Genomic DNA, 12,206 nt, shown 5'->3' with positions numbered 1-12,206 from the left:
ACCCTAATCCCTGTGGGAGCGAGCCTGCTCGCGAAGGCGCCGACACATTCAACATCGCCATCGCCTGACACACCGCTTTCGCGAGCAGGCTCACTCCCACAATTGGACGGCGTCACGCCACACATCCCGGCCATAACCCAAACCCCTGTGGGAGCGAGCCTGCTCGCGATAGCGTCGTGTCAGCCGACATCATCATTGACTGACCCACCGCCATCGCGAGCAGGCTCGCTCCCACAGGGGCGCACCTGGAGTCGATACTGGTTACCCAAATCCCGGCCACAAAAAAGGGGACTTTCGTCCCCTTGTGATCTGCAGCGCTGAACCTCAGTAAATATCCTTCGACAACAACGTAAACGGCGTCTTCACGAGGATCTTCAGATCCAGCCACAACGACCAGCTGTTGATGTACTGCAGGTCGATCTCGACACGCTTTTGCATCTTGTCGATGGTGTCGGTCTCGCCGCGGCAGCCGCTTATCTGTGCCAGGCCAGTGATTCCCGGTTTGATTCGGTGACGCGCCATGTAAGCGAGAATCTTGCCCGAGTAATAGTTGTTGTGCGCCACCGCATGCGGCCGTGGCCCCACCAGCGCCATATGCCCCTGCAACACGTTGAACAGTTGCGGCAACTCATCCAGCGAAGTGCGGCGAATAAAACGGCCTACTGCGGTGATGCGCGAGTCATTACGGCTGGCCTGTTTAACTTCGCGGTCATCGTGGACACGCATCGAGCGGAATTTCCAGACCTTGATCACCTTGCCGTTCCAGCCATGGCGGTCCTGCTTGAAAAATACCGGGCCGGGAGAGTTGAGTTTCACTGCCAGAGCGATGATCAGCAGCAGCGGACTGAGGGCGATGATCGCCAGAAATGCCACGGTCTTCTCAACCAGACTTTTGCTCAGCGCAGCGGTCGGACGGCTGGTCAGCGGGCTTTCGTTCAAGTAGATCGCCGGCAGGCCGTCCACGACTTTCACCGAGTGGTTGAGCAGGGTCAGGCTGTTCAAGTCCGGCACCCACACCACATCGACGTTGGCCCCGAGCAAATCGACATACATCGCTTCGATTTTCGCTGCTTCGCACAGCGGCAGGGTGATGTACAAGCGGCGGATGTCGTGGGCTTCGATCAGCTCGAGCAACTCATCCTGAGCGCCAACGACACGCGGTGCGTCGGAAGCGAGGACTGGTTTGTCGCCGTTGCTGACCAGGCCGATCAGCGGCAGGTTTTCCAGTTGGCTGAGTTTCTTCGCCAGGCCCAACGCCAGTTCGCCAGTGCCGACGATCAGCGTCCGGTGCTCGCTTTTACGCGAACGCTGGTAGTACTTGGAAAACGCATGCAGCGGCGCGTAGAGGAAGGCCTGACCGAGGAAGCCGTACACCGCCCAGCTCAGGATCACCTGACGGGAAAACAGCTCGTCGGCCTGGCAGACAAACGCGATGCACGCCAGCGCGGCCATGGTCATCGACCAGCCCATGAACAAGCGGCCGAGGCCGGTCAGGTAGTTGTCGCGTTTGCGATAAACGCCGCTGAATGTGTAAGCCGGCACCGACGCCAGGACGGCGAGGGTGGCGCACATTCGGTAGTAGAACGCGACGGTGCCGGTGTGCTGTTCAGCAAGAATGAACAGCAGCGTCACAACGAAAGCCTGTGCCAGCGCCCATTGGCCCCAAAAGGTAAGTCCCTTGAGGCCCGTGCTTCGATTAATACTGAGAGAAAGATCCATACGATATCCCCAAAAGACGTCCATTCAGGTTTCAACAGTTGAAAGCCGAGTTGTTATGCAGACTTATTGTTTTGTTTTAGCGAGTGTCTTGAGGTAACAACATCGAGAGCCGAACTGTCGTCAGCCAATAGACTAAGTTATTGCCGGGGATGGTGTCTGACGAGTTCTAACAAGATGGCACTGTGCCAACTTTTTAATATTTAAATAGAGGGCTGTTAGAAAAGGTCGTAGAGAGGGGGGTGAAAAAATTAGGGCGTATTTGTTACTGTTGAAAGATGAAGGCAGGGAGGCGTTTATCAATTCAGGGAGGGGAGAATCAAACAGAGTGCTCTTCTTGTTGTTGTGGTCGCACTTTATATCTGTTTGTCTGGCTTTGAAGGTCGTCTTCGGTTACGCAACGACTTCTTGAATCAGGCAATATCCGCGATTTCTAACGGCTCGGAACAATCGCTCGCCATTGCTTGCGCTCTTGAACTTGTCCTGCAACCGGCTCAGGCACATTTCCAGGCCACGGTATTGCTCGGGTTCCCGACCAATGCTGATGATCAAGTCATCACGACTGACCACGCGCTCTTCATGGCTCAGCATTTTCCGCACCAGCGCGGTTTCCAGGCCAGTCAGGCTGATCGCAACATTGTCCTTGAGCAACACGCCTTGTTCATCGTCGAGATGCCAGGTATCGCTGCAAGGCTCAGTGCTCTCGCTGACATTTGAGATATGAGCGCCTTCTGCACTGCGGGTCGGGAAGCTTTGAAACGGATTGTCTGTTTGCGCGGCTCGCCATTCATTTTCAAGAGTGGCCAGTATGCGTTGAGTATCATGTTCGATACTGCGCGCAACATTCTTTCGGCTGAGGCTTGGGTAACTGAACTCCATGACCATCGGGGCGGAAGAGGGCGAAGCAACACCTTCAACAAACATTTGTGCCTGCGACGTGCCAAACGAATTGAAACGCTCGCTGGACAAGATACTTTCCAGTTCACGTTGCGACGTTGTGCTGTGCGTCACAACAACAAAATATTTTCTGGGGAGGGTTGTACTCGTTTCCATGTCTCTCTCCTAAATACACACCAAAATTGGCTAAAAGATAAATCGGCAGGCGAGCAATGACTTCCTCGGAAGTAATCGTAGGCAGGGTTCGGGCCGAAAATGGCCCTCGATAAATTCCACTCGATCTGCTGCTATGTTATGGAGTTTTATTGTTATTAGGCGTGATGCCGTGCTCATTCAAGTGCTTGAGTTTTAATAAGTATGAAGCGCGATTGAAACGATATGGCTGCATCAGACGATCCTTCGTACGTATGCAAAAGGGAAGACTGCCCGAGACTCAGGCAGTCGATATCAGGCCCCGCATCAGGCGATAGCCGTAGCCGCGGATGCTCTGAATCGCGTTTGTACCATACATGTCCTTGATTTTTCCACGCAAGCGACTGATTGATTTTTCCAGTGCCCGAGGGTCGTAGAAATTGCTGTTGAGGCCCATGATGCTGGCGATTTCATCATGGCTCAGAATGTGATTGCCGGTGTTCGCAAAGGCTTCGAGGATCTTCATCTCGGCGAAGGAGATATCGAGTTTGCGCCGACTGTCCATCAGGCAGATCCGTGTCGGATCAAGCGTTAGATTGATATCTCGTTGCCAGTCTTCGCTGTTGAAGAATTCAGTCAGCAACTCGTCGCTGTCATCGCCCAGTGTGTTGAGCTTGATACAGGCATCCGCCCCGGCGAGAAAATACTTGAGTTTGTTGACGGCGCCGCGGCCGGTGACGACTGCGCAAATAAGCGGTTTCAAGTTGTCATTGCGCAGGTTCTGCACCAGGGCCAGATTGTCTTCGAGCGCCTGTGGGCTATCGATGATGAGGAAAATGGCGCGATATGAACCGATGTAACCTTGTTCTTTATACGAACTAGTGAAGGCACCTGTTTCCAAGATCATATCGGACTGCACGTGCTTTGCGATCAGCGATCTGAAATGATCAGCCACACCCAGTGTACGACCCAGCGCAAGAACACCGGATTCATCATTTGTCGGGCGCGGACTTCTGGTCGCCAAGTTCCCTGAGAGCATCATGCGTTGACTCGAATTAGGTGCTGACATCGGGATGTTAAAGCACCGGTTCTCATCTGTGACTGACAATTGGTAACATTTACGCGGATTTTAGACACATCTCCCGAGTTTTCTAACAATAAATAAGCTTTTCAAGCTTTTAGTTGATTTTCTCGAGGTTGTGAACTAACGCGTAGATGATGGCTATATGCAATGGTGCCACTATTTTGAGCTTGTGGCGATGGCTTTGTCTATGTCCTTTTGCCATTGATTGGCCATGTCAACAATGTGTGAAGTTGATCACACTTCATATCTGAACTGAATATTTGTAGTAATAGATGTAAATTTTTTCAGTCTAGTTCGTCGGCCGACGATTACTAACATGACTTGAGTGTGGCTATTCGTTAGACCTATTCTTCGAAATCAAAAGATCGCAGCCTTCGGCAGCTCCTACAGGGAAATGCATTCCCAATGCAGGAGCTGCCGAAGGCTGCGATCTTTGATCTTCATATGCGCCAATTATGTAACTCAGATACTCAACCCTGAGTGTTATTGACTGGTCGCTCACCCTGAGTGCTCTGACGGAGGATTAATGGATTTCTGGACCCTTTTCCAGGTATTGATATTAGGCGCGGTAGAAGGCCTGACTGAGTTCCTGCCCATCTCGAGTACCGGCCACCAGATTATTGTCGCCGACCTGCTTGAATTCGGCGGTGAACGCGCGATGGCGTTCAACATCATTATTCAACTGGGGGCCATTCTTGCTGTGGTCTGGGAATTTCGTCCGAAGATCTTCGAAATCGTCAAAGGCCTGCCTACCGAACGCAACGCGCAACGTTTCACCCTCAACCTGCTCATCGCGTTTTTCCCGGCCGTCATCCTCGGCGTGTTATTCGCGGACGCGATCCACGAATACCTGTTCAACCCGATCACCGTTGCGGTGGCGCTAGTAGTCGGTGGCATCTTCATGCTGTGGGCCGAACAGCGCAGCCATGTTGTCAGCGTCGAAGACGTCGACGACATGCGCTGGTCTCACGCGCTAAAGGTCGGTTTCGTACAATGCCTGGCGATGATTCCAGGCACTTCGCGCTCCGGTTCGACCATCATCGGCGGCCTGCTCTTCGGCCTCTCGCGCAAAGCCGCCACCGAGTTCTCGTTCTTCCTCGCCATGCCGACCATGGTTGGCGCCGCCGTTTATTCCGGCTACAAATACCGCGACCTGTTCCAACCCAACGACCTGCCAATCTTCGCCCTCGGCTTCGTCACCGCATTCATCTTTGCCATGATCGCCGTGCGTGGCCTGCTTAAGTTTATTGCCAACCACAGCTACGCCGCGTTCGCGTGGTACCGGATCGGTTTTGGGTTGTTGATTCTGGCGACGTGGCTGTTTGGCTGGGTCAACTGGACCGCCGCAGCGGCTGCCTGATCACTGCGCGCTGATCAACGCCGCCACGGCGAGATCGTTTAACGTCGAATCCGACGACTCCTGACGAAAGCGCTGCAAGGCCGAGGTGAAATACGCGGCTTGCAGCATGCCGTTGCTGGCCAGATAGAGCCGCGCGTCTTCTTGCTCCTCGGCAGAGTAAACACGCTTGTGACTGTCGGTCGTTTCCTGGCTAGACGAAATAGGTGCGAGGATCAAAGACACCAAAGTGAAGCCGGAAAGCTGCGTCACCTCCCACGGCGTATCGGTACGGCCCATGCAAAAGCCATCGCAGTGCGCATAAACGTTGGAAGTGAAGCTGAACAAAGCGAGGAGGGTGAAACGCTTGAAACCTGAAAAAGTAAACGCGGGCATAAACAAAAGACATCCTGTCAGTACATCAAAACAGCGGGCAACGCTCATGCGTCGCCCGCACACTCAAACCATCAATCAACGACCTTCAAGCAACTCAGCCGCCTGATCCAGCAACGCCAGCGGATCCTTGGCCTTGTGAATATCCACCGACAACAACTGACGAAACTTGCGCGCCCCGGGGAACCCCGTGCCCAGGCCCAGCACATGCCGAGTGATGTGATGCATTGAACCACCGGCCAGCAGATGTTCGGCGATATAAGGCCGCAACTGCGCCAGCGCTTCAGCCCGACTGATCACCGGCGCCGAACTGCCAAACAACTGCTGATCCACCTCCGCCAGCAAATACGGATTGTGATAAGCCTCACGCCCCAACATCACGCCATCGAACGTCTGCAGATGCTCATGGCAGGCCTCCATGGTCTTGATCCCGCCGTTCAGCACAATCTCCAGCTCCGGAAAATCCGCCTTCAACTGCGCAGCCACGTCATAGCGCAACGGCGGAATGTCACGATTCTCCTTCGGCGACAACCCCTCCAGAATCGCAATCCGCGCATGCACGGTAAAACTCGTGCATCCGGCATCCCGCACAGTCCCGACGAAATCACACAGCTCGGCATAACTGTCGCGCCCGTTGATGCCGATCCGATGCTTCACAGTCACCGGAATCGACACCGCATCACGCATCGCCTTCACACAATCGGCCACCAACTGCGGATGCCCCATCAGGCACGCGCCGATCATGTTGTTTTGCACACGATCACTCGGGCAGCCGACGTTCAGGTTCACCTCGTCGTAACCGTGCTCCTGAGCCATGCGCGCGCAGGCGGCGAGATCGAGCGGAACACTACCACCGAGCTGCAACGCCAGCGGGTGCTCGGCTTCGTTGTGGCGGAGGAAACGTTCGTGATCACCGTTTAGGAGCGCGCCGGTGGTGACCATTTCGGTGTAGAGCAGGGCGTGCTTGGACAGGAGGCGCAGGAAGTACCGGCAATGGCGGTCCGTCCAATCCATCATGGGTGCCACACTGAAGCGCCGAGACGGCTCAGGCGTTGGTTTTACTGGGCTAAAGCTCTGATTCTGGACCATTTTACTCAACGTGTTTTCGACGTGATTTCGGGCGTTTTCAAGGGTTTTCAGCATCTGTTGGTACGATGTACCCATTCGAAGCCAATACGTACCACTTTCGTTTGTGGCAGCTGTAGGACATGAAAAATGGCTGATGGAAGCACTGCGCTTCACCGCGCAGCACCGCATCTGCCGGAATGGGTTGCAAGTCTACCAAGAGAGCGAGATTTGCGCCCCGGAAACGAACTACACGAGCGCGAATCAGAGCTGGATGAGCGGGCGATCAAGTGGGCGATAACGCAGGTTCGAGTGCATCAATGGCTGCACTTACGTTCAGTCTTGGTTGCGCTGGAAAGAGTGAATGGCATTCTCGGCGTAGAGTGGGGCGCTGCCGCCCCATCTATGACGATCGATGTGGTCGACCTAATTTCATGAGGGCTCACGACTAACTCATGGTCGGAAAGGGTCAGTTTCGCCAGTGCATTGTTTCAATCGAGCAATAACGTCCGGGCCGGTTTTAGCAATATCGACCCTGCCTGTTGCATCCAAATAGATGTCAATAGTTCGGCCCCATTTGGGGCTGATGTCCACGCACCTCTGAAAACCTTTATCAGTCCACCAATCAAACATCATGAAAAAGTCGTCATCAGGGAATAGGTAGCCGAACTCAACGGCTGAGCCACCGTGCTTGATATCGCCTCTATGAATCCTGTCCTGAGTATTCCAAACGTAGTGAAATTCTTCCTCACTGTTCAGGGAAAAATTCACCGCTACAACTGGGGAGCAGAAGTACCAGAAAAAAAGGACGATGAGCGGCAGAAGGATCCACCGTACATACCGGCGTCCGACTTTATTTGCATCCATGTGGCTTGATACCTTTTTCCATCGCTAGGTTGTATTGTCAGTATCAATTCCAAGATCATTTTAATGTTAACCCCGGCGGGGGGGCAGTAAAAAGCTGGGCAGGGGCATGGAGTATTCGTTCAGAAGATCGTTCTGCCTATGATGTATATGCTGAGATGAAGGTGGAAACTATCTCTTCTTGCATAGTTCGAGCTCCTCTTGGTTATGCAGGTCAGTAGTCACCCCGAGCCGATATTTGCAGTACTGAATTACCAACTGTCGTTCCGTACCGCTTAACTCACCTACAGTTTTGTCATCTGATTCGTACGCGAAAATATTTTCAAATTTCATTTGAAATGTCGGACTTTTCTTGATGAAGAACACTTTTTCTGGATAAGCGTCCTCCATCTTTTCATAGAAGCCGACGTATAGGACAACGACACAGATAATTGTGGAGATGATAAGAAGCGATTTCATGACGAAGGCGGTCGCAAGAGTTTGGTTTTGATTCGAAGGTTTTTTACCAGTTCCATGCCAATATTGCCTGGACAAATCTTCCCTTCGCCGGCCTGCATTGGGAATTCACGATGTCCTCCTAACGTTGTCACCCTGAAAACACTGGTCAGGGCCTGAATCAACTTCAGAAGAGTGTCAATCTGAATGGCAGGAATTTTCTGATCCATATTGCCATTGAAGGTTTCAAGAGCCTGACGGGCAAAAGCCACCATGTCTCCACCTTCTTCGGCAGTCGTCAGGTTCTCCAGCAAAACGATCCCAATTACACCAGTGTTGTAGTTATGTACGCTTGAGCCTTTGAATCGTATGTCACGTCCTTCAAAGACTTTCCCCGTGCAGTCGATACCATAGTGATAACCGATGTCATCAAACTTGGCTTGATGCTCACTTTGGATTGCCCGCATTTGTCCTGCCCCAGCACCGCAACCCATACTCCGGCCGGCATGGTGAAGGGCGATCATTGAGTAGTCCCAATCATCGACCATTTCGCCTTTTGCTTTATGTGCTCCCCAAGAGGATCTTTCCACAAATTCGCATTTGTTTTTGTGGAGAAGCCTGATAATCGCTTCCCTTGTTGCAGCTCTATCATTGACCGTGATAGTCGTGGGGACAATCGGCGCGCCTGGTTTGATTTCCGCTGCTTTTGCTTCAGTAGTAAATTGTTCGGCCATAGTGTTCAATCCGTGAGTTCGCTGAGCGTCCGAGCTGGTGAGGTGAAGTCGATGGTAACTGAAATAGCAGCATCTTTTGTTGGGGTCTTAACGGTCGCTGCTCCTGTACTATCGGTAACACCGGTAATCTTTTGACCATTAACGATTGCGCTGAAATTCCTTCCTGCCAAGGGCTGGCCTGTTTCGCTGTCAACGATGCTGAAGGTGTGCCCAGAAGTTTTCTGCAGCAATAGGGGAAGCGGGGCAATAAATGGTGCCGGACTATGCGAGTCACCAATAATCACGGTGCCCGAGCCGCCGATGACGATGTCTCCATGGGTGCCTACCGTACCTACCAAGGCAGCATTCTTACCGTTGATAAATACAGTCGAGGACACTGCTGACGCCAAAGCGCTGCCGCAGGTGCAAGTATCGCCTTTGGTCGCGGCTGCAAGACCGTCGAAGAAAACATCGGGAGATCCGGACGCGATAGCTTTCGGACCGTGTCCAGGGATAGGGCAATTGGTGGGATCGGTAATACGAGCTGCTGGCTTTGCCATGTCTGACTTCCTGTCTACGATTTTGCCAAGTGGAACTGTATCAGACTCGATTTGAACTTTGGCTCGGGATTTTTAAACGGTTACGCTGGCGCTTGTTTAAATCTGACTAGTGAAAGTCATCCGAAGCCTACGTTGTCTTGCGCCTCCCCCTACACCTAAGACAGAATCCGCCGGCTTGTGCGTCTAGCCTGCGGGTTCTATCGTCCCTGGGTCACTGAAAGCAGTGATCGGGTTTGGTAGCCCGCCTCGTGTCTAGATGCATTGCGTCACCTGATTCAGGTCGCTTATCAGCGCTCGAATATCATGGTGGTCATGCGTGGGGTCCATTCGTGGGCGCCGGGTTCTAGTGCGACCGGTCTACCAACCCGCGTATGGCCGCCACCCTTCGTTTGGTAGCGAGGGTGATGGCTCCTTTTGGTAATCGCGCTAGAGGATTCATCCATGTTCAAAGTCACTCCCAATCCGCCGGACACCAATCCCGCATCCCCCGACTCAAAAAAACTCCACGACGCCGCCGAGCGTGCGCTGGATTATTACCTGCCTCCAGCCAATCACATCAAAGCCTCCACCAACCAGCCCGAACGCATGTTCATCGCCAACCCGGCTAACGACAGTGAGTCCCTGTTGGCCAATGCCAGCGAATCACTGGGTTCGGCCAGCACCATGCTCAACGACTTCGCCGCGTTACTGGAAAACTCGCAGCGCAAGACGTTATTGGGCATCGCCCAGGTAGTGATGCTGGGAGAGATCGCAGTGAATCAGGCGTTGGACAAAGTTGAAGTGAAGGCTTGAAGCGAACCTCGCGGTGACGGAGCGGTTATCCGTCACCGCGAGGCTAAATAGTTAGCTGAACATTCGCTTTCACCGCTGCACGACGAATAACGGTTACTGCCCCGGCACCGCAATCCACTCACCCAACGTCTGCTGATACTTGCCAGTGACCTTGCTCAAATGCAGCCACTGATCGACATACAGTTTCCAGCTGATGTCGTCGCGTGGCAGCAGGTAAGCCTTCTCGCCGTATTGCATGTATTGATGCGGGTTCACTGCGCACAAACCGGGTTTGAGTTTCTGCTGATACAGCGCTTCCGAGGCGTCGGTGATCATCACGTCGGCTTTGTTGTCGAGCAGTTGCTGGAAGATCGTCACGTTGTCGTGCAGGGCCAGTTGCGCTTTGGGCAGGAAGGCGTGAACGAAAGCTTCGTTGGTGCCGCCGGCAGGTTCCACGAGGCGCACGTTGGGCTGGTTGATCTGGTCGATGGTCTGGTATTTGGACTGGTCGGCGCAGCGCACCAGCGGGATCTTGCCGTCGGTGTCGAGGGTGTTGCTGAAGTAGGCTTTTTTCTGCCGTTCGAGGGTGACCGAGATGCCGCCCATGCCGATGTCGCATTTGCCGGCCTGCATGTCGGGCATCAGGGTTTTCCAGGTGGTCTGCACCCATTGCACCTTGACGCCGAGGCTGTCGGCCAGGGAGCGGGCCATGCTGATGTCGATGCCTTCGAAGTCGCCGTCGTTGCGCTTGAAGGTGTAGGGCTTGTAGTCGCCGGTGGTGCAGACGCGCAACTGGCCTTGTTGCTGAATGCTGTCGAGGTGGGACGTGGCGGGGTCGGCGTGAGCGCCAGTCGCCAGGGTCAGCAGGCCGCCGAGGATCATCGTGCTTTTTAGTGTTGTCATTGAGATCGGGCTTGTGAGAGGGAAGGTGGCCCAGTGTAGTGAAAGCCTTCCACGGGTGTCATCCCGGGTCCGGACTCAATGTGCCCAGCCACGCCACCAGCGCCACGATCAACAGGGCAAGGGCCAGCTCCATCACCACACTGCGTCGCAGCGCGTTCGCGGCGATGAGGTGCTGGCCGTCGCGCAGCGATTGTTGCAGTGACGGTCCAAGATGAAAGCGGTTCAACGCAGCGAGCACCAGCATCACGGCAAACACCAGCACCTTGATCGCCAGCAGCTGCCCGTAGGTACCGAACAGCACTCCGTCGAGCCCTGGGCCGACGATGAAAAGATAATTCATCACGCCGGTGACCGACACCGTTAGCACGATCAACGCGCCCATCCATTCGAAGCGTTTCACTGCATCGGCGAGCAGGCGAAGGCGTGTGTCACCGATCCGCCCGCTCGCCATCAACACCAGCGCCAGCAAGGCACCCAACCACGCTCCCGCCGCAAGCAGGTGCAAGATGTCGCTGAGAAAGTGCCAGAACCGCAGCCATCCTTCGTCCATTGCGCCATGCCCGCTCCATGCCAGCGAAGCGAGAGCAATGGCGCCTGCCAACGACGCTGGCCACAGACCCGGCCGGATCACTACGATGGCCAGCGCTGTCATCCGCAGCGCCCACGCCAGGCCGACGTCTGTTTCCAGCAGCATCATCTGCAGGTGCGGCCACAATGCCGCGAGCTGGGTTTCGCCACTCATGGCGCGGGTCATCAGCACCAGCCCGGCCACTGACAGCAATGCCCCTGTCACTGCCATGCCCCGCAACAACGGACGGAACCGCAGCAGCGCGTTGAAGCTGTACAAGCCAAACAACGCCAGCCCGAACAACAGCAGCAAATCCACATACAAGGCGAACCGCAGGATGATGTTGAGCAGGTCCGCCATTGTTCACTTCACTTTGAACGTGACGTTACCGGTGATCGGGTGCGTGTCGGCGGACACCGCGCGCCACTGCACCTGATAGGTGCCGGCAGGCAGCGGGGCGAGCGGGGTGATCAGCATGGTTTTCGGATCGTTGCTGGCGCTGACTTTGGCTTTCATCGGCATCGGCGAGTGAGCCATGCCACCCATTTCGGTCATTACCAGTTTGGCCCCGGAAAATTGCGTGACCAGGTTCTCGGAAAAATGCAGCTCGATCCTGCCCGGCGCGGCGCCTTCCGCGCCTTCGGCCGGCGTCGACGAGAGCAATTTCGGATGGGCTTGGGCGAGGGCGCTCAGGAGTAATCCGCTAGCGAATATCAGGGGCAGGGTTAGTGTGCGCATGCAAGGTCTCCAATTTGTTTTTTTAGAAGAA

The 12,206-nt window shown here is 54.5% G+C and carries 14 protein-coding genes; 3 read left to right on the top strand and 11 right to left on the bottom strand.

Going from position 1 to position 12,206, the window contains the following annotated elements; translation table 11 throughout:
• Positions 1-324: 324 nt before the first annotated feature.
• The 3 genes from ND528_RS11805 to ND528_RS11795 form a co-directional block, all read right to left on the bottom strand.
• A complete protein-coding gene (locus tag ND528_RS11805; RefSeq protein ID WP_122612703.1) occupies positions 325-1,719 on the bottom strand; it encodes an undecaprenyl-phosphate glucose phosphotransferase in 1,395 nt (464 codons plus the stop codon).
• A 390-nt stretch (positions 1,720-2,109) separates the two neighbouring features.
• Positions 2,110-2,769 carry a winged helix-turn-helix domain-containing protein gene (locus ND528_RS11800; RefSeq protein WP_263470378.1) on the bottom strand — a complete coding sequence of 220 codons (660 nt, stop codon included), beginning with the start codon at positions 2,767-2,769 and terminating at the stop codon, positions 2,110-2,112.
• Between the two features lie 277 nt (positions 2,770-3,046).
• A complete protein-coding gene (locus ND528_RS11795) occupies positions 3,047-3,787 on the bottom strand; it encodes a winged helix-turn-helix domain-containing protein (protein ID WP_137214684.1) in 741 nt (246 codons plus the stop codon).
• Positions 3,788-4,355: 568 nt separating this feature from the next.
• Between ND528_RS11795 and ND528_RS11790 the strand changes: the two genes are divergently transcribed.
• Complete coding sequence (locus tag ND528_RS11790; RefSeq protein ID WP_263470377.1) at positions 4,356-5,189, top strand: undecaprenyl-diphosphate phosphatase; 834 nt, start codon at positions 4,356-4,358, stop codon at positions 5,187-5,189.
• On the opposite strand, the gene ND528_RS11785 is transcribed toward ND528_RS11790, so the two are convergent.
• Positions 5,190-5,609 (bottom strand): DUF2388 domain-containing protein, encoded by a 420-nt coding sequence (locus ND528_RS11785; protein ID WP_263470376.1) that lies wholly within the window; start codon positions 5,607-5,609, stop codon positions 5,190-5,192.
• 27 nt (positions 5,610-5,636) lie between these two features.
• Positions 5,637-6,647 carry a tRNA dihydrouridine(20/20a) synthase DusA gene (dusA, locus tag ND528_RS11780; protein WP_263470413.1) on the bottom strand — a complete coding sequence of 337 codons (1,011 nt, stop codon included), beginning with the start codon at positions 6,645-6,647 and terminating at the stop codon, positions 5,637-5,639.
• 126 nt (positions 6,648-6,773) lie between these two features.
• Between dusA and ND528_RS11775 the strand changes: the two genes are divergently transcribed.
• Positions 6,774-7,061, top strand: a complete 288-nt coding sequence (locus tag ND528_RS11775; protein WP_130909764.1) for a hypothetical protein — start codon at positions 6,774-6,776, stop codon at positions 7,059-7,061.
• Between the two features lie 15 nt (positions 7,062-7,076).
• Here ND528_RS11775 and ND528_RS11770 read toward each other — a convergent pair whose 3' ends face one another.
• The 3 genes from ND528_RS11770 to ND528_RS11760 form a co-directional block, all read right to left on the bottom strand.
• The gene (locus ND528_RS11770; protein ID WP_130909763.1) at positions 7,077-7,490 is read right to left on the bottom strand and encodes a hypothetical protein; all 414 of its coding nucleotides are present in this window, start codon (positions 7,488-7,490) and stop codon (positions 7,077-7,079) included.
• Positions 7,491-7,942: 452 nt separating this feature from the next.
• Positions 7,943-8,656 (bottom strand): peptidoglycan recognition protein family protein, encoded by a 714-nt coding sequence (locus ND528_RS11765; RefSeq protein WP_137214686.1) that lies wholly within the window; start codon positions 8,654-8,656, stop codon positions 7,943-7,945.
• Between the two features lie 5 nt (positions 8,657-8,661).
• Complete coding sequence (locus ND528_RS11760; protein ID WP_263470375.1) at positions 8,662-9,195, bottom strand: PAAR domain-containing protein; 534 nt, start codon at positions 9,193-9,195, stop codon at positions 8,662-8,664.
• Positions 9,196-9,636: 441 nt separating this feature from the next.
• On the opposite strand from ND528_RS11760, the gene ND528_RS11755 reads away from it, so the two are divergent.
• Positions 9,637-9,987, top strand: a complete 351-nt coding sequence (locus ND528_RS11755; protein WP_263470374.1) for a DUF6124 family protein — start codon at positions 9,637-9,639, stop codon at positions 9,985-9,987.
• A 93-nt stretch (positions 9,988-10,080) separates the two neighbouring features.
• Here the strand turns inward: ND528_RS11755 and ND528_RS11750 are convergent, their stop codons facing one another.
• From ND528_RS11750 to copC, 3 genes are read right to left on the bottom strand one after another with little or no spacing between them, the layout of a single operon-like run.
• The gene (locus tag ND528_RS11750; RefSeq protein WP_263470373.1) at positions 10,081-10,869 is read right to left on the bottom strand and encodes a transporter substrate-binding domain-containing protein; all 789 of its coding nucleotides are present in this window, start codon (positions 10,867-10,869) and stop codon (positions 10,081-10,083) included.
• Between the two features lie 58 nt (positions 10,870-10,927).
• The gene (gene copD, locus ND528_RS11745; RefSeq protein WP_263470372.1) at positions 10,928-11,797 is read right to left on the bottom strand and encodes a copper homeostasis membrane protein CopD; all 870 of its coding nucleotides are present in this window, start codon (positions 11,795-11,797) and stop codon (positions 10,928-10,930) included.
• Between the two features lie 3 nt (positions 11,798-11,800).
• Positions 11,801-12,175: a copper homeostasis periplasmic binding protein CopC gene (gene copC / locus ND528_RS11740; protein WP_263470371.1), complete on the bottom strand. Its 375-nt coding sequence runs from the start codon at positions 12,173-12,175 to the stop codon at positions 11,801-11,803.
• Positions 12,176-12,206: the final 31 nt, after the last annotated feature.

The organism is Pseudomonas mercuritolerans, assembly GCF_025706525.1.
Classification (GTDB): domain Bacteria; phylum Pseudomonadota; class Gammaproteobacteria; order Pseudomonadales; family Pseudomonadaceae; genus Aquipseudomonas; species Aquipseudomonas mercuritolerans.
The sequence above is the reverse complement of the archived record's forward strand: the minus strand, read 5'-3'. Positions and strand labels throughout refer to the sequence as shown.

Excerpts from the sequence above, each read along its gene's own strand:
- dusA (WP_263470413.1), bottom strand. The coding sequence starts at position 6,647 with ATGGTCCAGAATCAGAGCTTTAGCCCAGTAAAACCAACGCCTGAGCCG.
- ND528_RS11805 (WP_122612703.1), bottom strand. The coding sequence starts at position 1,719 with ATGGATCTTTCTCTCAGTATTAATCGAAGCACGGGCCTCAAGGGACTT.
- ND528_RS11755 (WP_263470374.1), top strand. The coding sequence starts at position 9,637 with ATGTTCAAAGTCACTCCCAATCCGCCGGACACCAATCCCGCATCCCCC.
- ND528_RS11750 (WP_263470373.1), bottom strand. The coding sequence starts at position 10,869 with ATGACAACACTAAAAAGCACGATGATCCTCGGCGGCCTGCTGACCCTG.
- ND528_RS11760 (WP_263470375.1), bottom strand. The coding sequence starts at position 9,195 with ATGGCAAAGCCAGCAGCTCGTATTACCGATCCCACCAATTGCCCTATC.
- ND528_RS11770 (WP_130909763.1), bottom strand. The coding sequence starts at position 7,490 with ATGGATGCAAATAAAGTCGGACGCCGGTATGTACGGTGGATCCTTCTG.
- ND528_RS11775 (WP_130909764.1), top strand. The coding sequence starts at position 6,774 with ATGGCTGATGGAAGCACTGCGCTTCACCGCGCAGCACCGCATCTGCCG.
- ND528_RS11765 (WP_137214686.1), bottom strand. The coding sequence starts at position 8,656 with ATGGCCGAACAATTTACTACTGAAGCAAAAGCAGCGGAAATCAAACCA.
- copD (WP_263470372.1), bottom strand. The coding sequence starts at position 11,797 with ATGGCGGACCTGCTCAACATCATCCTGCGGTTCGCCTTGTATGTGGAT.
- copC (WP_263470371.1), bottom strand. The coding sequence starts at position 12,175 with ATGCGCACACTAACCCTGCCCCTGATATTCGCTAGCGGATTACTCCTG.
- ND528_RS11790 (WP_263470377.1), top strand. The coding sequence starts at position 4,356 with ATGGATTTCTGGACCCTTTTCCAGGTATTGATATTAGGCGCGGTAGAA.
- ND528_RS11800 (WP_263470378.1), bottom strand. The coding sequence starts at position 2,769 with ATGGAAACGAGTACAACCCTCCCCAGAAAATATTTTGTTGTTGTGACG.
- ND528_RS11785 (WP_263470376.1), bottom strand. The coding sequence starts at position 5,609 with ATGAGCGTTGCCCGCTGTTTTGATGTACTGACAGGATGTCTTTTGTTT.
- ND528_RS11795 (WP_137214684.1), bottom strand. The coding sequence starts at position 3,787 with ATGATGCTCTCAGGGAACTTGGCGACCAGAAGTCCGCGCCCGACAAAT.